Origin of the sequence: Bradyrhizobium mercantei, assembly GCF_001982635.1 — a bacterium.
Classification (GTDB): domain Bacteria; phylum Pseudomonadota; class Alphaproteobacteria; order Rhizobiales; family Xanthobacteraceae; genus Bradyrhizobium; species Bradyrhizobium mercantei.
This window is the reverse complement of the sequence record NZ_MKFI01000003.1, coordinates 787,304-806,863: the sequence shown is the minus strand read 5'-3', so window position 1 is coordinate 806,863 and position 19,560 is coordinate 787,304. Positions and strand designations below refer to the sequence as shown.

Here is a 19,560-nt window from a genome sequence, read left to right as displayed (position 1 = left end):
CTTGGATGACGTTTGCAACGTGCGTGCCAGCAGAGCGTGACCGCAAAACGCGTCGTATTCTCATACGCTTAGCGTGCACCGCGCAGGACGGACGGTTGTTGCGAACCCGACATCGCACCTCGTCCAGAAAGGCGCCCGTTCGGCCGTGTTCGAAACAAAACAAATGCAAACTCGGCCGTGACATGGGCCAATAAAAACGCCGACGACCAGCGTGACTTGGCCAGGCACGACTTGAGCGGGCTCGACACGAGGCGAGCAAACCGCACGGCAGCTCGGCCCATTCCAGCTTGCCAACAGCAAGGCGCCAAAATCCGGTAAGTGCTCAGCTTCGGTCTGTCGCCGTGCTGCTCACATCTAGCGTGGTCTCACCACCGTCCCGTGCCACCTCTTATCCGGCCGCGCTGAGCCAGATCGCGGCAAGTCGGCCGCTCAGGAGAATAGGCGCTCCGCCTTGATCAGCGCGCGTGCCAACGCATCAATCTCTTCATACGTGTTATAAAGGGCAAAGGAAGCGCGGCACGTCGCAGGCAAGCCAAAGCGCGCGAGCAACGGCATCGCGCAATGGGTCCCGGCGCGCACCGCGACCCCGGAGCGATCGATGACGGTCGCGATATCGTGCGGATGCGCGACCTTCATGTCAAAGGACATGATCGCGCCCTTCTCGGCTGCCGTTCCGATGGGGCGCAGAGAATCGATGCTCTCTAGCTTTTCCTGCGCGTAAGCCAGCAGTGCGCTCTCGTGCCTGCGGATCCGAGCCTTGCCGATCGAATTAATGAAGTCTATGGCCGCGCCCAAACCGATAGCCTGGACGATCGGCGGCGTGCCCGCCTCGAACCGGTGCGGCGGATCACCATAGATGACGCCCTCGCGCGAAACTTGGCGGATCATCTCACCGCCGCCATTGAACGGTGGCATTGCCGCCAGATTGGCATATTTGCCGTAAAGCACGCCGATGCCGGTTGGCCCATACAATTTGTGGCCCGTCATGACGTAGAAATCGCAATCAATGTCGCGGACATCGACATCCAGATGGACACATCCTTGTGAGCCGTCGACCAGCACCGAAATACCGCGGGCATGCGCGAGGCGGGCCACGTCCTTCACCGGTACCAGCGTGCCGAGCGCGTTCGACATCTGGGTGATCGCGACGATTCTGGTGCGCGGGCTCAGGAGTTTCTCGAACTCCTCGATCAGGAAGTTGCCCTCGTCGTCGACCGGCGCCCACTTGATCACGGCACCATAGCGCTCCCTGAGGAAGTGCCACGGCACGATGTTGGAGTGGTGCTCCATGATCGAGAGAACGATCTCGTCACCCGGCATGATGCGCTCACGGCCGAAGGTCTGAGCAACCAGATTGATCGCCTCGGTAGCGCTGCGGGTGAAGATGATCTCCTCAGTTCGATGTGCGTTCACAAACTGCGCTACCTTGGCCCGCGCGCCTTCATAGGCCTCGGTCGCTGCGTTGGCGAGGTAATGCAGGCCGCGATGCACATTTGCATATTCACTGCGGTATGCCTGCATCATGCGGTCGAGCACGGCCCTTGGCTTTTGCGCGGACGCGGCGTTATCGAGATAAACGAGCGGCTGGCCATGGACCGTCGTGGCCAGCGCGGGAAACTCCTCGCGCAGACGCTCGACGTCGTAGCCACCATTGCTAACGGCAGGATGCGTGCTCATCGCCGCGCCTTGAACCAGCGCTCGGTTTGCGAAGTCGCAAAATCGCGCAAATTCTCGTTGGCGATCCCCTCGATCGCCTCACCCAGGAACGCCCGGATCAGCAGCGCTTGCGCATCGTTCTCGGACAGACCGCGAGCGCCCAAGTAAAACAGGAGACTCTCATCCAGCCCGCCTGACGTCGCTCCGTGGCCGCACTTCACGTCGTCGGCAAAGATCTCGAGTTCCGGCTTATTGTCGGCCTCGGCCTGGTCCGACAGGAGCAGCGCCCGCATCGTCAGTTTGGCGTCACTTTTCTGCGCGTCGGGACGAGCGATGATTCGCCCCTGGAACACCGAGCGGCCGGCCCCATCGACGACCGCACGAAAATTCTGACGGCTGACGCAATGCGGCGCGGCGTGATCGACCACGAGTGTCGTGTCTGCATGCTGCTTCTCCATGAGCAGGTTAACGCCGTTCACGCAAAGCTCTGCTCCTTCGCCCGCCAGCGTAATGAAATCCTGATAGCGGCTGACGGCGCCGCCGCGGATCATGTCGAACAGATTGAGTTTTGCCTTGGAACCAACTGCGATGATCTCGGAGGAGATGTTGACCGCGTCGGCCGCATCCGCCTTCACGCGAAGATGCGAGAGGCCGGCTTGATTACCAACCAGCACGATCATGACATTGTTGGCTTGATAGCCGCACGCGCTTTCGGCCGAGACAAAGCTCTCCACTACGGTTCCATGAGCACCATCACCGAGGTGCAGATACGAGCGCGTAAAGTGAGATGCCGAGGACGTGGTTGAAACGTGAATGACATGAAGCGGACGCCTCAGTGCCTTGCCTTCCGCGATCGTCACCACGACGCCGTCGGTTGCCATCGCAGTATTGAGCGAGATCATCGCGTCTGTGGTCGTGGACAGCACCAAGCCGGCCAATGCGTCGCTCGCCGAACTCTCCAGAACCTCGCGCAGCGTCTGTACATCGATGCCCTTTCCGATCTTGGCGACATCAGACAGATTGGGTGCGAACATACCATCAACCAGCACCAGCTTGATCGCGCCTTCGAATGCTGCTTGGTCGACCGCAGCCTGCGCCCGCTTTAGCGCGGACGCGTCCGGCCGCTCCGCGAGCCGCAGCACATCGCGCATCAATACGCGCAGATCCGTGTACTTCCACTCCTCGACGCGCCGGTGTGGCAGGCCGACCCGCTCATAAGCCTCAAAGGCTCTCGCACGAATAGCGGCGATACGGCCCGCGCCGGGCAAACGCCCCTGCGCAGCGGCGAAGACATTGCTCGCCGCCCGCTCTGCATTAGCTTTATCCTCCGGCATAGCCTTAGCCAGAACCAGATCCATCCGAAAATCCCCTGCGCGTCAGGCCGCGTCCTCGAATTGGGCGTAGCCGGAGGCCTCGAGCTCCAGCGCGAGCTGCTTGTCGCCGCTCTTCACAACCCGCCCTCTCGACATCACGTGCACGACGTCGGGCACGACGTAATTCAGAAGCCGCTGATAATGCGTGATCATAATTATCGATCGGTCCGGCGAGCGCATCGCGTTGATACCATCGGCTACGATACGCAGCGCATCGATATCGAGACCGGAATCTATCTCGTCCAGGATGCACAGATCAGGCTCGAACAGCGCCATCTGCAAGATCTCGTTGCGCTTCTTCTCGCCGCCCGAAAAGCCGACATTGACGCCGCGCTTCAGCATGCTCTGTGGAATGTTGAGTTGCTTGGCGACCGTGCGAGCCTTTTTCAGGAAATGCGGCGTCGAATATCCGCTTTGGCCACGCGCCTTGCGCTGCGCGTTGAGCGCGGTACGCAGGAAGTTCATGGTGGTCACACCTGGAATTTCTACCGGATATTGGAAGGCAAGAAAGAGTCCCTTGGCGGCGCGCTGGTCCGGGCCCATCGCGAGCAGGTCTTCGCCCTTGAACAGGATCCGACCTGCGGTGATTTGATAGCCGGGTTTGCCTGTGATGACATGGCTGAGGGTTGATTTTCCCGAGCCGTTTGGCCCCATGATGGCGTGCACCTTGCCCGCATTGACCGTCAGATCGAGCCCGTGGAGGATTTCACGCCCCTCGACACAGACGTGCAAATTTCGGATTTCGAGCAACGGCATTCGAGCTATTCCCTGGCAAGTATCATCGCAGCAGCGAGCCTCTTTCGGCAGGGCTCGCCAAGCCTATAACTATCCGGCCGATCCCTCGAGAGAGATCGAGATCAACTTCTGCGCTTCGACTGCGAACTCCATCGGCAGTTTCTGCAGCACCTCTTTGATGAAGCCGTTGACGACAAGGCTGACAGCCTCCTCCTGCGACATTCCGCGCTGGATGCAGTAGAACAGCACGTCCTCGGAGATCTTCGACGTGGTCGCCTCATGCTCGAATGTCGCCGAGGAATTTTTGGCCTCGACATAGGGCACGGTGTGCGCGCCGCATTTGTCGCCGATGAGCAGCGAGTCGCATATGGTGTGATTGCGCGCGCCGGCGGCGTTCCGATTTGCGCTGACAAGACCGCGATAGGTGTTCCGCGACTTGCCGGCGGCGATGCCCTTGGAGATGACCCGGCTGGACGTGTTCTTGCCGAGATGGAACATCTTGGTGCCAGAATCGACCTGCTGGAAACCGTTCGAGATCGCGATCGAGTAGAACTCGCCGCGCGAATTGTCGCCGCGCAGGATGCAGCTCGGATATTTCCAGGTGATAGCCGAGCCGGTCTCGACCTGGGTCCAGGAGATCTTCGAATGCTTGCCGCGGCAATCGCCACGCTTGGTGACGAAATTGTAGATGCCGCCCTTGCCTTCCGAATTGCCGGGGTACCAGTTCTGCACCGTCGAATATTTGATCTCGGCGTCGTCGAGCGCCACGAGTTCGACCACGGCGGCATGCAACTGGTTCTCGTCGCGCTGCGGCGCCGTGCAGCCCTCGAGATAGGAAACGTGGGAGCCCTTGTCGGCGATGATCAGCGTGCGCTCGAATTGGCCGGTGTTGCGCTCGTTGATGCGGAAATAGGTCGACAGCTCCATCGGGCAGCGCACGCCCGGCGGCACGTAGACAAACGAGCCGTCTGAGAACACCGCCGAGTTCAGCCTCGCGAAAAAATTGTCTGAGATGGGAACCACAGTTCCGAGGTACTTTTGTACCAGATCGGGATACTCGCGGATCGCCTCCGAGATTGGCATGAAGATCACGCCGGCCTTCTTCAGCTCCGCCTTGAAGGTGGTCGCGACCGACACCGAATCAAACACGGCATCGATCGCAATCTTGCGATTGGCCGACGGCTCACCGCCCGGCGCCGGCTCGACGCCTTCCAGGATCGCGACCTCGCGCAGCGGGATGCCGAGCTTCTCGTAGGTCTTGAGGATTTCCGGATCGATCTCGTCGATCGAGGATAGAGGCTTCTTCGGCTTCGGCGCCGCGTAATAGTAGATGTCCTGGTAATCGATGTTCGGATAATGGACGCGGGCCCAGGTCGGCTCAGTCATCGTCAGCCAGCAGCGATACGCCTGAAGGCGCCACTCCAGCATCCAGCCAGGCTCGCTTTTCTTTGCGGAGATGAAGCGAACGGTGTCTTCCGACAGCCCCTTCGGGGCCTTGTCGGATTCGATCAAAGTCTCAAATCCATATCGATACTGATCGACGCCGGTCCGAGCGACGCACTCAACCGTCTCCCGTGCTGCTACCATGGCTTGCTCCGCTCGCCTTGGGACGATTCCGGCGATTTCCAGCGCCAGCTGTGGCGTGCTCTCCTAGCCGCTAAGGCTATCGCGTAAGTCGCGAGGGCAGGGCTTAAAACCGGCCGAGCCAGGCAACCGATCACATCGCCCGCCGTCTCCAATAGCGTCTTGACCGTCTTGACCTTGCTGCGCGCCGAGGACCCGCTCATCGACAACCCCTCTAGGCCGGCACGCAGGTGTCGGGCACCGGGCAGACAGCGGCGCATTGCGGCGCCTCGAAATGCCCATCGCATTGGGTGCACTTCGCTGGATTGACCACATAGATGTCGTTCTTGAGACTAATTGCGGCGTTCGGACATTCGAACTCACACGCGCCACAGACGGTGCATTGGGACGCGATTATCTTGTAAGCCATGCGATTCCTAGGACAGGAGATGCGAGACGATTTCATCCCTTCAAGCCTCATGCCAAATCCCGAGCCTTGATTTTTCTTGGCAATTTTTCCATCGCATGTTGCGGCTTGGACAGCTTGTCGCAAACCCTACAGTCCGCAACATAGAGGTTGGATTTCGATGCTGCCTTGTTCAGCGGCGTAGCCGCTCCGCCCACATCGGGCAGCTATCATTGCCGAGCGCACTGCGTTCCAGCGCAATTCAATCCGCGCTCAAGAGATCGATGGGTCTAAAAAAAGGGCCACTCCGAATGAGTGGCCCAAGTCAGGGAGGAAACGCCCTTAGGGGCCTCTGGGATCAGGCCGCAGCCTGTTCGATCGGTGAGAATGGCAGGCCGAGGCTCTCGGCCACAGCCTTGTAAGTCAGCCGGCCCCGATGGACATTGAGGCCCGCGCGCAGGTGAGGGTTTTCGAGCACGGCCGCAAATCCCTTTTTGGCGAGCGCCAAGCCGAATGGCAGCGTGGCGTTGTTCAAGGCCTGGCTCGAGGTCAGCGGGACAGCTCCGGGCATATTGGCTACGCAATAATGAATGATGCCGTCCACCTCGTAAGTTGGATCATCGTGGGTTGTCGGGTGTGAGGTCTCAAAGCAGCCACCCTGATCGATCGCGACATCCACGATCACCGCTCCTTTGCGCATCGAGCTCAACATGCCGCGGCTAACAAGTTTCGGTGCGCTGGCGCCCGGAACAAGCACCGCGCCAATGACCACATCCGCCGCAAATACCTCCTCCTCCACGGCATCGATCGTCGAGAACCTGGTACGAACGCGCCCTTCGAAGAGTTCATCCAGCTCACGAAGCCGCGGTATCGAGCGGTCGATGATCGTAACCTCAGCACCCAAACCGACCGCCATGCGCGCCGCATGCGTCCCGACGACGCCTCCACCGATCACCACGATGCAAGCCGGCGGAACACCGGGCACGCCACCGATCAACAGTCCCCGGCCGCCCGCATACCGCTTCAGGGCGCTACCTGCCGCTTCGATCGCAAGCCTACCCGCGACCTCGCTCATCGGCGCCAGCAGTGGAAGGCCGCCATGCGGGTCAGTCACGGTTTCGTAGGCGATCGCGGTGCAGCCGGATTTGAGCAGTCCGTTGGCCTGCTCCGGATCTGGAGCCAGATGCAGATAAGTGAAGAGGATCTGGCCCTCTCGAAGCTGCACCCACTCCGACGGCTGGGGCTCCTTGACCTTTACGATCATCTCACTCGAGGCGAAGACCTCGCGTGCGGACTCCAGAATAGTTGCGCCGACGTTGCGATAGTTGTCGTCGCTTGCGCCAATCCCGGCGCCGGCGTTGGTCTCGACCATCACGCTGTGACCGGCTGCCACATATTCGCGGACGGCTCCCGGCGTCAGACCCACGCGATATTCGTGCGCTTTGATTTCCTTGGGAACACCGAGCCTCATTTGCAATCCTCCCTGCCTCAGCGTCCCTTCTAGTCGGAAGGACGCTGCAATACTGATGAGGAGGCGGCCAGATGGCGCAGAAATTCTGCAACGTTTAAGCTGTTGCGCAGGATTTCGGACAAACGTATCCCGGATGGATCGATATGACATATTTGCGGAGCTTGCCGCAGTCCAGCAACTGTCGAGATCGTGAAACGATCCACAAGGCAACGAAGAAAGTCGGATCGTGAGCGTAAGGAGGACCTTGCCAACCCTTAGCTTGAGGGTTTGGCAACACTCTCGCTGATCTCGGTCTGCCGAACGCCGGGAGCACCATCTCAAAGTCGCTGTCGTTGTTCAGCTGAAGCGGCTGATGGCAGAGCGGAAGATGACCAGATTGAACCCGCTGGGCTGGTCGACATGAAGCGACCCGGCCCGTCCAAGCCGTTTCGTTGGCGTTTCAGGCTGGTTTCGGTGGAAAAGCCGCTGCGCGCGCTTACGGCATTCGACCAGAACGATGAAATAGCGATAAAGCCATATCGGAAGCGGGGGGAAGCCGGGCGGATCACGTTTATCCCGACCTAGCCGCAGACCGGGAGGGTTTATGACATTTAGTGCGACCGCGGCCACCGGCGCTCATGAGCCCACCCTTCATTGTCCGAATTGCAACCACGAGATCCGGCTGACCGAATCGCTCGCCGCCCCGCTTCTCGCGGAGACCCGCCAGCGCTTCCAGGAACAGCTCGCCAGCAAGGACGCCGAGGTCGCGCGCAAGACCGAAGCACTGCGGCAGGAGCGCGAACAGCTTCAGAAGGATCGCGAGCTGATCGAGGACCAGGTGGCTCGACGGTTGGCGGCCGAGCGCAACCAACTTGTCGCCATGGAGGCCAAGAAAGCGCGCGATGCGGCCGCAGCTGAACTGCAGGCGCATACAACCGAATTGGCCGAGCTCCGGCAGATTCTCGAGGCGAACAACACCAAGCTTGCCGAGGCGCAGCAGGCACAGGCTGCACTTATCCGCAAACAACGAGCACTCGATGACGAGAAGCGCGAGCTTGATCTGACCGTTGAGAAGCGTGTCCAGGCTTCAGCTGAACAGATCCAGGCAAAGGCAAGGCAGGAAGCTGACGAAGCCGCGCGACTACGCGTCGCGGAAAAAGACCAGACAATCGAGTCGATGTCCCGCACAATCGAGGAGCTCAAGCGTAAAGCTGAGCAAGGGTCACAACAATCGCAGGGCGAAGTCCTGGAGCTTGAACTGGAAACTGTTCTTCGCGGCCGCTTTCCAACTGACCTGATTGAGCCAGTGGGCAAAGGCGAACTTGGCGCAGACGTTGTGCAGCAGGTCAATGGCTCTATTGGGCAGGCCGCGGGCATTATCCTCTGGGAATCCAAGCGCACCAAGGCTTGGAGCGACGGGTGGCTTGGCAAACTCCGGGACGATCAGCGCCGCTGCGGAGCCGATGTTGCGCTCATCGTGTCGCAGGCGCTTCCAAAACATATCGAGCATTTCGACCTGATTGATGGAATATGGGTGACGCACCCTCGATGCGCTCTGCCGGTCGCGGTGGCTCTCCGTCAGGCACTTATCGATGTCACCGGCTCGCGCCTCGTGCAGCAAGGCCAGCAAACGAAGATGGAGCAGGTCTACCATTACCTGACGGGGACGAAATTCAGGCAGCGGGTGGAAGCCGTAGTTGAGAAGTTCAACGACATGCGTGAAGATCTCGACAAGGAACGAAAATTCATGGGGCGGCAGTGGGCCAAGCGGGAAACGCAGATTTTGGCCGTTGTCGACTCGACGGTTGGGATGGTCGGAGACCTTCAAGCCATCGCGGGCAAGGCCATGCCGGAGATCTCAAGTTTGGACATCCAGTTGCTGGAGAATAACGTCGAACCCGAGCGAAAAGCAGGATGAATGACTGCCGGCACGCCGCACGCATATTCGAATCCTTAGGGCGGCATAGCGTCCCCGTGCCGCCTGAACGGCCAGACACGCCGTCGCCTTGTGGAAAGTCGCCTCTTGGAAAGATGGCAGCTTGCGAAGGCAGCGGATGAACCCATCAAAAGCCACATTTGCAAGGGCAGCCACACCACAACTCAGTGACGGTCCGCCACCACGATCGGCGCCGTGAGCGTGACGGTGCACAGGAGCACGCCCAGCATTGCGAATGCCAATGGAAGGCCAGCCATGTTTGCGATAAGGCCGACGATAGCGGGACCGGCGAGTAGGCCCGTGTAGCCGGCCGTCGTGGTGACTGCGATCGCAAGGCTGGCCGGCATCGCCTTCTGTTTGGCGACCCGGCGGTACAGCACCGGCACAATATTCGAAGCACCCAATCCGATAAGCAGGCATCCCGCCATGGCAATCGCCGCAACGGGCGCCGCCAGCAGCGCCACGAAACCTGTCACGATCGGTACAGTTCCGAACATCAATGTGGCGCGATCGCCGAACCGCGTCGCGACGGCATCTCCGCCGAGGCGGCCTGCTGTCATGGCAATGGAAAACAACATGTAACCGAAGCCGCCATGCGCTTTCGAGACAAGACCTCGATCAACGAGAAACAAGGCGCTCCAGTCGAGCATTGCGCCTTCGACAAGAAAGGTCATGGCCGCAAGCGTAGCTATCAGCAACACGCCGCGATCGGGCAGGACGAACCCTAGCCGTTGCTCGGTCCGACCTGTTGCGAGAAACCGCGGCCAGGCCAATAGAATTGTAATCGTCATCAGCGCCGAACAGACCAACGTTGAAATAAGCGCGTCATTCCGCAACGAGAGGCAGGCGGTCATAACAGCCGAGCCGGCGACCTCGCCTATGCAGAACTGGGCGTGGAAGCCGGACATCAACGGACGGTCGGCGGCGCGCTCCACTTCGGTTGCGTGAACGTTCATGGCTATATCGATTGAGCCAAGCGAAACACCGAAAGCAAACAGTACGGCGCCAAGCCCAAGAGGTGTGCTGGCCACAGCAAGCCACGGCAGGATGAGCGCAAGGCCAACACCACCACAAAGAATGATGGTTCGGCTGCCGTAACGTGCATTCGCCGCGCCGGTCACGAGCACGGCGACGGCGGATCCAACGCCAAGGCAGAGCAACACCAGACCAAGCACGCCATCATCGACCGCAAGCCGCTCCTTGGCGAGCGGCACCAGAGGTGCCCATGAGGCAAAGCCGAATCCGGCAACAAAAAATGCTAATCGGGTCGCGAGCGAGCCGCCTGGCCGATCGATAGACGATAACACAGGGCACTCCGGCGAGAAAAAGCCCGCAAGCGTGGCGCCGACCACCTCTGGGCGCTCGCCTACGGGCGATGCACGGCTCGACGATGATACGTCGGGCTGAACATTCCACTCGTTGCAAGTGTGATGCCATTGTGAAGATGGCGCGCGACGTCTCTTGGTGTGAGCCTCAGAGCGGCGTCGAAGCCTCGATAGCGTATTGCCGCTCGGATGGGCGCGTGCGATCGAGGTGACCGCGCTGCTTTGCACATCGTTCATATCAGTCGCGGGCGCAACAACGCCGGTCGGTTATGTCGCAGAGCAGACAAAGCCGATGCCGCGGCTCCCTGGTCGAAATCGGGCGATGCGGCGTGCACGCTAAGTGAAACCTCCGATCATGCGTTTTCAGCGCCCTGCTCAGATGCCTGCTACAGCTGACGAGAACTAATGAGACGTCCCGGAAGTCAAACCAATCCTTCGTGCCGGCGCCGGCGCCCTCAACAAATCCGGGGCAGTTGTTCGCCCGACAGCCAATCGACAATTCGTCTGCCGCCAAAGCTGGTCGACATCTGCACCAAATGATGATGATCAGCCACCGCCTCGCCGATATCAGCCGCATCGCACCCGAGCGGATGTGCCTTCATGGCGGCAAGCACGGCATCCGCCATATCTGCCGCCACGATTGCAACGAGTTTGCCCTCGTTGGCGACATGGAGCGGATCAAGCCCAAGGAGTTCGCAGGCGGCCGTGACGGCCGGCTTTACCGGGATAGCCTCTTCCTGCAGGCGGAATCCGAGGCTCGATTGATGCGCAATCTCGTTGAGCGTTGCGGCAAGACCGCCGCGCGTGGGGTCGCGCATCACCCGGATGCCGGCGCCGCCGGCCGCAACCATGACGGCCACGAGGTCGTGCAAAGCCGCGGAATCCGAGACAATGTCGACCTGGAAAGCCAGGTTGTGGCGTCGCGACATGATCGCAACCCCATGGTCGCCGAGGCAGCCGGAAACCAGGACGCGGTCGCCGATCCTTGCGTTCTCGGCGGACAGCTCGAGCCCGTTGGCCAGAACACCGACCCCCGTCGTCGAGATGAACAGACCATCCGCCTTGCCCCGCTCGACGACCTTGGTGTCACCCGTGATGATGTGAACGCCGGCGGCACGCGCCGCTGCGCCCATCGAATCCGCAACCGCCTTCAGATCCGAAAGTCGGAAGCCCTCTTCAAGGATGAAACTTGCCGCCAGATAGAGTGGACGCGCGCCAGCCATCGCGACATCGTTGACTGTGCCGTGCACCGCGAGTGACCCGATATTGCCGCCGGGAAAGAACAACGGTGAAACCACATAGCTGTCAGTCGTCATCACCATCCTGCCCGAGCGGACACCGAAGGCCGACTGATCGTTGCAACGGGCGAGCCATTCATTGCCGAAGGCTTCGTGAAACAGCCCGAGGACCAGCTGCGTCGTGGCACGCCCCCCGGAACCGTGGGAAAGGTCGATGCACCCGTTCTTGATATCGAGCTTGCGCTGATAGGACTTCACCCGCATCACGCCCGCCGCAGCTGATAGTCGCGGCCCCTGCCATACGTCCAGTGCGCGGCACAGGCGCCTTCCGATGAGACCATGCAGGACCCTATGGGGGTTTCCGGCGTGCAGACCGTTCCGAACAGCTTGCAGTCGACAGGGCTCTTCACGCCACGCAGGATGGCCCCGCACTCACACGCCGGATTGTCGACGACCGGCAGTTCGTGCATCACGAAACGCGCCTCGGCGTCGAATTTGGCGTAAGGCCGTTTCAGCTTCAGCGCGCTATCTTGTATGAGCCCGAGCCCACGCCATTCGAACTGGTCGCGGAGCTCGAAAACGTTAGACACCTCTTCGATGGCGCGGCGGTTGCCTTCAGGCCTCACCGCACGGCTATATTGGTTCTCTACCTCGGATCGGCCGTCATTCACCTGCCGCACCAGCATCAGGATGGCCTGCATCACGTCGAGCGGCTCAAATCCCGCGATCACGATCGGCTCGCCGAATTCTTCTGCCAAACGCCCGTAAGGCTCCGTACCGATGATGGCGCTGACATGCGCGGGCCCGATAAAACCGTCGATTTCGGCTCGGCCGAGAGCGCGGATATCGGGACTCTCGAGAATGCTTTGCATCGCCGGGGGCGTCAGCACGTGATTGCAGAACACGCTGAGATTCTTCAGCCGCTTCTTCTTGGCAAGCCGGATCATCACTGCCGTCGCAGGCGTCGTGGTCTCAAATCCAATGGCAAAAAAGACCACCTCCTGATCCAACGCCTGTTCGGCAATCCGGATCGCATCGAGCGTCGAATAGACCATCCGAATGTCGGCGCCGAGGGCCCTGGCTCGCAACAGGGATTGTCCTTGCGAGCCTGGTACCCGCATCAGGTCGCCGTAGACACAGAGGATGACCTGCGGCCGGGCGGCGAGCCGGATCGCCATGTCGATCCGGCTGGCGGGGAGAACACAGACCGGACAGCCCGGCCCATGGATCAAGCGGACATTCGCCGGCAGCAAGTCCTCCAGGCCATAGCGAAAGATCACATGCGTGTGTCCGCCGCAGAACTCCATGAACCGGTAGGCCCGTTGCGGATCGGCTTCAATGCCAATCGCCCGCGCGAGCCCCTGGGCCATGGTCTTGTCGCGGAATTCGTCGGCATATTTCATGACCGAAGCTCCTGAGCGACGCTACCTAGCTCCTGCAGGAGCTCCAGCGTCCGCTCGGCTTCTGCGGGGTCGATTTTGGCCAGGGCGTAGCCGACATGGACAAGGACGTAGTCGCCGACGGCGAGATCGCCGATGAGCGCGCTCGAAATCTCCAGGCTGACGCCATCGAAGGACACGATGGCCATGTCACCGGGAAGGAGTTCGGTGACCTCAGCCGGTACCGAGAGACACATATCAAGCTGTTCCTTCGAGAGCTTGCGGCTGTTCAGCAGGCGGTTGTTCAAGAGTCTGAAGAGCAGCGATCCAGGCTTGTCCGAGGCTCAAGCCACCGTCGTTAGGCGGAACCTGGCGTGGCAGCAGCGGAATGAGGCCGGCCGCCAAGCAGCCGCGCTCGATTGCATCGGCGAGCACCGCGTTCTGGAAGCAGCCGCCGCTCAGAACGACGGTTGTGACGCCGGTTGTCTGCGCAGAGCGTGCGGCCCAATCAACGCAGGCTGCTGCGAACGTGCCATGAAACAGCTCGGCTCCCTCGGTGGCGCTGATATCATCTGCAATCAAGCGAGCAAACAGCGGGCGAAATGACAGCACATCGCCATCGATCATCCAACCCGCTTCGAGCACGGAAGTCTGCCGCACACCCGCCTCGAGCTTCATCGCGGCCTCGCCCTCATAACTCTGCAAAGTCGCGACCCCAAGCAGCGCGGCCGCTGCATCGAACAGCCGGCCCGCGCTGGTCGTGGTGGCCCCACAAGGCCGCTCGAGCAACTCCCGCAGATGCTCGGCCTGCGGCTGCGATGCAAAGCGGCGCGCAATTTCATGTCCCCGTCCCTGCATCTGAAGTATCGCGCTCGCCATCCGCCAGGGTTCACGGGCTGCGCGGTCCCCGCCGGGCATTTGCAGGGGTTCAAGATGCCCAATGCGTCGAAACCGGGCGCCTTCGCACAACAAGAGCTCGCCACCCCAGTTGCCGCCGTCGCAGCCATAGCCATGGCCGTCGAGCAGAAGGGCGATCGCAGGTGCGGTGAGACCATGCTCTGCGATGACCGCAGCAGCGTGCGCGTGATGGTGCTGGACAGCGATCAGAGCGCAGCCGCTTGTCTCCGCAAAGCGGGTGGACGCCATGTCGGGATGCAGATCATGGGCCATGACGACAGGCCTGACGTCCAGGGTCGACGTGAGATGGCGGACTGTCTCCTCGAAAACGCGAATGCCTTCAGCCGTATCGAGGTCCCCGATGTGCTGGGAGACGAATGCCTCATTGCCTCGCGTAACGGTGACAGTCGACTTTAGCGCGCCGCCGACGGCGAGCAGGGGCGGCACCGACCTCGCAAGCCGGATCGGTTCGGGAACATAGCCGCGAGCGCGGCGAATGAATTGGCGCCGTCCGGCCACGACCGACACCACGGAATCATCAGCACACGTCAGGATATTGCGATCATGAGTCACAATGAGATCGGCGATGCCGGCAAGCCGCCGCAGCGCCTCTCCGTTGTCGATCGGGAGCGGTTCGCCTCTGGGATTGGCGCTGGTTGTGACGACGACCGGACTGTGCCCCTTAGGCCTTGCGCCAATCGAACCAAGCGCATGGAAGATAAGGTGATGCAGCGGGATTACGGGTAGCATGACGCCGACGCGCGACAGGCCGGGGGCTATTGCGGCCGCAAGATTGTTGCGCGAGCGCAGCAGAACGATCGGACGGGCCACGGATTCGAGCAGCGCGAGCTCGGCGGCATTCGTCTCTGCAATCTCGTTGACCTGTTCTATGGAACCGATCATGACCGCGAACGGCTTCTGGTCGCGCTGCTTCCGCTCACGCAAACGCCACACCGCGTCCTGACTGGCTGCGTCGCAAATCAGCTGATATCCGCCAAGCCCCTTCATCGCCACGATCTGGCCGCTGGCGATCGCCGCTGCAATATCATCGATCCCATGACTGAGCCGAGGGCCGCATGTCGGGCATGCGATCGCCTCGGCGTGAAAACGACGGCTCGCCGGATCGGCATATTCGTCCGCACAGGCGGCACACATCGTGAAGCGCCCCATCGCCGTGTTGCGGCGATCATAGGGGAGCCGTTCGGCAATGGTGTAGCGAGGGCCGCAATGGGAGCAGTTGATGAAGGGATAGAGGTAATAGCGGCTCGTTGGGTCGAACAACTCATCGAGACATTGCTGGCACATCGCGGCATCGGCGACGATCCGCGTCGACGACTTGCCCTGTTCGCTGCGGCGGATCGAAAAGTCTTTGGCCCCAAGCGCGCCGATCTCCTGAACCGAGATTTGGTCGATGCGTGCCAATACTGGCCTTTCGAGCCGCAAGGCGGCCACAAACTCGGACGTACCGCCGCCCTCGACCTCAATGGTGACACCGTCGGGATCGTTGGCGACGAACCCGGCGAGCCCATATCGGGCAGCGAGACCATATACATACGGACGAAAGCCGACGCCTTGAACGGCACCGCTGACGCGCAGGCGGAGCCGCGTTCCATCGCCGGCGACTGCCTCGCTCATGGCGCTGTGCCCCCGACGGGATGGGTCTGATCTGCCGCTTGTTTCCCAATCCAGGCGTAGAGCGCGGCAAAGCCCTCGCCGGTACGCGCTGAAATCGTCAGCACTTCAATCCCTGGATTGACGCGTCTTGCATACTCGACAGTCTGGCCCAAATCGAAATCGACCAAGCGCGCCAGATCAATCTTGTTGATCAGCATGAGCGACGATGCGGCAAACATTTCTGGATATTTGAGTGGCTTGTCTTCACCCTCGGTGGTCGAGAGCACCACGATCTTGCAGGCCTCGCCGAGATCGAACGCCGCGGGACAGACCAGATTGCCGACGTTCTCGATGAAGAGAATACCGCGCTTGAGTGGTGGCAAGCGGCGATAAGCCTCGCTGACCATCGCAGCATCGAGATGGCAGCCCTTGCCGGTATTGATTTGAATTGCAGGCACGCCGGTCGCGCGAATGCGCTCCGCATCGTTCGAGGTCTGCTGGTCGCCCTCGATGACCCCAAGCCGCCAGCTCTGCTTGAGCTCGCTGACGGCGCGGACGAGGAGCGAGGTTTTTCCCGCGCCGGGGCTTGAAACAAGATTGAACACAAGCATGTCATCAGCCAGGAATCGGGCGCGGTTGTCGGCCGCGACCCTGTCGTTCCTGCAAAGGATGTCGCGCCCGATCTGAATGACCCGCTCGCTGCTCATGCCCGCAATCGTCAAGCCGGCCGGGTCAGCCGCGCAATCCACAAGCGCCCGTCCGCCATGAGCTTGCTGATGGCCGTGATCACGATCGCGATGACGCTGACGGTCTGGAGAATGCTGCCCGTCCCGGCCGGTATGCACATGATCATGGTGGTGATCACCGTGATCATGTTTATGGCGATGACCATTGGCATGCGCATCCTGCGCGTCAGTTCGTTCGGTGGAGAGCACTCCTTCGCGGCAGCCGCATATGCTACACATCAGTCGATCTCCAGCTCTTTGACCCGCATCTCTTCACCCGCAGTCACCTGCAGCTGATAGCTGCCGCAGCGGGGGCATGGCTCGCAGCGCCGGGCAATCTCGACGCTTATCGAACAAGCCATGCACCAGGCAAGGCCAGGCGACCCGACAATCTCGAGAGACGCGCCATCTGCGATGGTCCGCGCCGCAACGGCCGCAAAACTGAGCTTCATCGCTTCGGGAGCGACATAACTCAGCGCTCCGATCTCCAGACACACGGTCTTCACCTTCGAAAACGATCGCCGGCGCGCCTCCTCCTCGACAATCTCGATGATGCCCTCACAAAGCGCCATTTCATGCATCGCCGACCTCGCGAAAATTGAGGGTGAAGGCGACGCAAGGGTCGAACGATTCAATCACCGCGCGAATGGCAGCCTTTGCGTGCGGCCTCGCCGTCAGCACCGCGCCCTGCAGGCTGCGAACAAGCGGCCCGCGCGCGTGGAAGTTCAATTCGGTTGGCGCAAGACATTCGAAACGCGACATCTGCCCCTGACGATCGAGCTCAACTGCGTGATAGAGACGCCCTCTGGCGCATTCGACCGCGGCCGCACCACGGCGCGGTCCCAGTCCGTAGCTTTCGACGATCCCATCCGGCGCTGTCTCGACATGAACCCCGGCTTTGAGCCAAGCGCACAGCCCGACGATTTCGGCGATCCTCGCCTTCAGCCGCTCAGCCGGGGCTGATCGGCCTGGCGAGAGCCGGCCACGCACCATTTGGCGCGCCCACGGGCCGGTCTCGGGAATCCGGCCCTGCAGGTTGGGGCAATGGCAAATCCTCACGTCACTCGCGAGCAGCCGTTTAATGATGTCGTAGTCGTCGGCAGCGGACAGGAACGAATGCTGCATCGGCTGAGGCTTCAATGCGACTTCGTCGAGAGCGGCGATGCGACGCGCAAGCGGGCTATCGGGCATCGGGGCGCTATCTTCATTCAATATGCCGAACTCAGCCAGCGCGGCTGCAACGCGCACTGCCGCCTCGCTTAGAACGCCGCCGCAGCCGGCCTTTGCGCTGCCGACAAGCACTGATACGTCCTGCATCACGGTGCGGATCGCGTCGGCACTGGTGGGATCCTGCGCGAGATGGGCGACAAACAGGCCCCGCAGCAGTTCCGTCAGCCGCTCGGCAACGACCATAGCGATCCGATGCTGCCTCGTCGCAAGATTGATGCCTACGCCGCGCGCGGCCTCGATCGCGGACAGGAATGCCACCTGGTGCGCGGCGGCACACAACGAAAACAACCGTGGAAGCGCATTGAGTAACGAACTGGCCGGTTTTCCGGCGAACAGTCGCGCCAGTCGCGGCCGGAGCCGCGGCAGGATTTCGACCGCGGCAATTGCCTCGCCAGCAAGCGATACGGTAACCTCCACCTGGTTGCCGACGGCGAGGCTCATGCGCCCCCCCTCGTGCCCGCTTCCGGATCGTAGACGATCCAGTGGATGCCGCGGCATCCCATGCGAGGGTCGTTTGCGAGATTCTCACCGACCGCACAATTCTCGAAGCTCGTCATTTGAAGTAGGCCTCGATGATTTCCTGCATACGTTCGGCGGAATCCTCGAAGTCCTCGTCAGCTGCCAGCGCAACGGTCGGTACGCCGCCAACCTCAAGCGTGTCCAGGATGATGCTATCCATGGAATTGAAGAACTGCACCGACCAGACGTTGCGGATGCCGGTCGCCTGCACTCGGCACGAGCCATAGCCACGCGAGGTGAGCTGGATCGGCCCGTTGCCGACGCTTTGCTGCAAAAACGCATGGTCGACCGGGTTCATCGGCAGAAGCGTGAAATTGATGATGTGCGGGCGAATTCCCGGCCGCCAGGCCAGCGCCCGTTCACGGATTTCCGCGAGTACCGGCAGCACGTTCATCGCGCCTTCCGGCGCTGCATTGATCGCCAGATCAGTCGACGTCAGATCGGTTGCCGCGCGCCGCACGATCTGCGGTATGGCGCCGACTTCGATATATTCGTGTGCCGGGTCGCGTCCGATGCACACACGCCAAATTCCCGTAAGCACCGATTCTTCGATCTGTGCGACAGAGCGATCCGGCAGCGCAACGAGACCGGCGATCTCGCCGGTCCCAAGCACGTCGGCAATCAGCTTGCGCTCAAGATCACTGAGAGTCTGAAGTCCGAAGAGCTTCGTTTGCGCGGCGCTGTCCAGGCCGGCGACGGCAGCAGCGACGTTTGACAACAGTGTGATGGCATTCGGACAATTCCTTGCCAGCTCGACGCCATCGAGACAAGCGAGCTTGGCGAGCGCGGCAGCAGCCATCGGCGCGCTGCGGCCTGCCTCGAGGCTTTCAGCGCCGGTCGGAAACACGCTCATCGGATGCTCGGCGCCTTCCGCGGAGGACAAACCTGTTCTCATGATGCGACGTTCGCTCGTGCAGGCACAGGAGTGACGTTCGTGATGACAGACGCGCGGAGCTGCTGGTGATCAATCAGTCTGAAGATGCGATGGATGCAGATTTTCCAGATCTCGGCCTTGACGATCGGGCTGCGTGTCTCGCCCAGGAGCAGCAGGATAAGCGTCGGCTGGACGCGCAGACCGCCCGCCTTGGTCAACTTGCCTTCTGCGTCACGGCCAGTCACCACGCCGATCACGCGCTGCTGAAACGCCAGGAACAATTCAGAAGGCGAGACTATGGCGCGGATCGTCTCGATCCAACGGAAGGCGTCGCCGGGGCAGAGCACCACCGCGATTGTCTCCCAAAAATGGGATGCGACAAGCCGCGCGTCGATGCTCGTGGTCACGGCCTCGGCCATGCCGAGCCACGTCAGATCTTGCTTTCCCGACTGAACGCTCATCAGCTCCTTTCTATCGTCGCTTTCCACCTGACCGGCTATCAGCAAGGCGTGTGCCAATCCCTGTTTCGTCGCGGTTTTTGTGTTCCGCTTGGATCGGCAGTGCAAGGCCGCTTGAGACCTTCGGCGTAGAGCTGTTTCTGGCACGACAATCCGTGAACAATGGCAAGGGGGTAACACGG

The 19,560-nt window shown here is 61.2% G+C and carries 17 protein-coding genes; 1 reads left to right on the top strand and 16 read right to left on the bottom strand.

From position 1 onward, the window contains the following. Positions 1-429 precede the first annotated feature (429 nt). The 6 genes from BI327_RS17380 to ald form a co-directional block, all read right to left on the bottom strand. The gene (locus tag BI327_RS17380; RefSeq protein WP_076861914.1) at positions 430-1,677 is read right to left on the bottom strand and encodes a cysteine desulfurase; all 1,248 of its coding nucleotides are present in this window, start codon (positions 1,675-1,677) and stop codon (positions 430-432) included. After that, positions 1,674-3,014: a Fe-S cluster assembly protein SufD gene (gene sufD / locus BI327_RS17375; protein WP_083742109.1), complete on the bottom strand. Its 1,341-nt coding sequence runs from the start codon at positions 3,012-3,014 to the stop codon at positions 1,674-1,676. Before sufD ends, BI327_RS17380 begins: the two co-directional genes overlap by 4 nt. Before the next feature lie 18 nt (positions 3,015-3,032). Beyond that, positions 3,033-3,785 carry a Fe-S cluster assembly ATPase SufC gene (gene sufC / locus BI327_RS17370; protein WP_076861910.1) on the bottom strand — a complete coding sequence of 251 codons (753 nt, stop codon included), beginning with the start codon at positions 3,783-3,785 and terminating at the stop codon, positions 3,033-3,035. A 69-nt stretch (positions 3,786-3,854) separates the two neighbouring features. Then, complete coding sequence (gene sufB, locus BI327_RS17365; protein ID WP_076861908.1) at positions 3,855-5,351, bottom strand: Fe-S cluster assembly protein SufB; 1,497 nt, start codon at positions 5,349-5,351, stop codon at positions 3,855-3,857. Between the two features lie 211 nt (positions 5,352-5,562). After that, positions 5,563-5,757 carry a 4Fe-4S binding protein gene (locus BI327_RS17360; RefSeq protein WP_076861906.1) on the bottom strand — a complete coding sequence of 65 codons (195 nt, stop codon included), beginning with the start codon at positions 5,755-5,757 and terminating at the stop codon, positions 5,563-5,565. Between the two features lie 334 nt (positions 5,758-6,091). Beyond that, positions 6,092-7,204, bottom strand: a complete 1,113-nt coding sequence (gene ald / locus BI327_RS17355) for an alanine dehydrogenase (RefSeq protein WP_076861904.1) — start codon at positions 7,202-7,204, stop codon at positions 6,092-6,094. A 583-nt stretch (positions 7,205-7,787) separates the two neighbouring features. Between ald and BI327_RS17345 the strand changes: the two genes are divergently transcribed. Continuing rightward, complete coding sequence (locus BI327_RS17345; protein WP_076861902.1) at positions 7,788-9,101, top strand: DUF2130 domain-containing protein; 1,314 nt, start codon at positions 7,788-7,790, stop codon at positions 9,099-9,101. A gap of 182 nt (positions 9,102-9,283) precedes the next feature. Here BI327_RS17345 and BI327_RS17340 read toward each other — a convergent pair whose 3' ends face one another. The 10 genes from BI327_RS17340 to BI327_RS17295 all read right to left on the bottom strand — a co-directional run bounded on the left by BI327_RS17340 (position 9,284) and on the right by BI327_RS17295 (position 19,438). Further along, the gene (locus tag BI327_RS17340) at positions 9,284-10,471 is read right to left on the bottom strand and encodes an MFS transporter (RefSeq protein ID WP_245334841.1); all 1,188 of its coding nucleotides are present in this window, start codon (positions 10,469-10,471) and stop codon (positions 9,284-9,286) included. Positions 10,472-10,899: 428 nt separating this feature from the next. Further along, the gene (gene hypE / locus BI327_RS17335; protein ID WP_076861900.1) at positions 10,900-11,946 is read right to left on the bottom strand and encodes a hydrogenase expression/formation protein HypE; all 1,047 of its coding nucleotides are present in this window, start codon (positions 11,944-11,946) and stop codon (positions 10,900-10,902) included. Then, positions 11,946-13,085 (bottom strand): hydrogenase formation protein HypD, encoded by a 1,140-nt coding sequence (gene hypD / locus BI327_RS17330; RefSeq protein ID WP_076861898.1) that lies wholly within the window; start codon positions 13,083-13,085, stop codon positions 11,946-11,948. The genes hypE and hypD overlap by 1 nt, the downstream gene beginning before the upstream one ends. Then, positions 13,082-13,318, bottom strand: a complete 237-nt coding sequence (locus BI327_RS17325; RefSeq protein ID WP_076861896.1) for a HypC/HybG/HupF family hydrogenase formation chaperone — start codon at positions 13,316-13,318, stop codon at positions 13,082-13,084. The genes hypD and BI327_RS17325 overlap by 4 nt, the downstream gene beginning before the upstream one ends. A gap of 1 nt (position 13,319) precedes the next feature. Beyond that, positions 13,320-15,593, bottom strand: coding sequence for a carbamoyltransferase HypF (gene hypF / locus BI327_RS17320; protein ID WP_076861894.1), 2,274 nt, complete (start codon positions 15,591-15,593; stop codon positions 13,320-13,322). Beyond that, positions 15,590-16,537 (bottom strand): hydrogenase nickel incorporation protein HypB, encoded by a 948-nt coding sequence (hypB, locus tag BI327_RS17315; RefSeq protein WP_076861892.1) that lies wholly within the window; start codon positions 16,535-16,537, stop codon positions 15,590-15,592. The genes hypF and hypB overlap by 4 nt, the downstream gene beginning before the upstream one ends. After that, the gene (gene hypA / locus BI327_RS17310; RefSeq protein ID WP_076861890.1) at positions 16,537-16,878 is read right to left on the bottom strand and encodes a hydrogenase maturation nickel metallochaperone HypA; all 342 of its coding nucleotides are present in this window, start codon (positions 16,876-16,878) and stop codon (positions 16,537-16,539) included. Before hypA ends, hypB begins: the two co-directional genes overlap by 1 nt. Further along, complete coding sequence (locus tag BI327_RS17305) at positions 16,871-17,968, bottom strand: hypothetical protein (protein WP_076861889.1); 1,098 nt, start codon at positions 17,966-17,968, stop codon at positions 16,871-16,873. The genes hypA and BI327_RS17305 overlap by 8 nt, the downstream gene beginning before the upstream one ends. A gap of 112 nt (positions 17,969-18,080) precedes the next feature. Beyond that, positions 18,081-18,941, bottom strand: coding sequence for a hydrogenase expression/formation protein (locus BI327_RS17300; RefSeq protein ID WP_076861887.1), 861 nt, complete (start codon positions 18,939-18,941; stop codon positions 18,081-18,083). Beyond that, positions 18,938-19,438 carry a hypothetical protein gene (locus tag BI327_RS17295; RefSeq protein WP_076861885.1) on the bottom strand — a complete coding sequence of 167 codons (501 nt, stop codon included), beginning with the start codon at positions 19,436-19,438 and terminating at the stop codon, positions 18,938-18,940. Before BI327_RS17295 ends, BI327_RS17300 begins: the two co-directional genes overlap by 4 nt. Between the last annotated feature and the right edge of the window lie 122 nt (positions 19,439-19,560).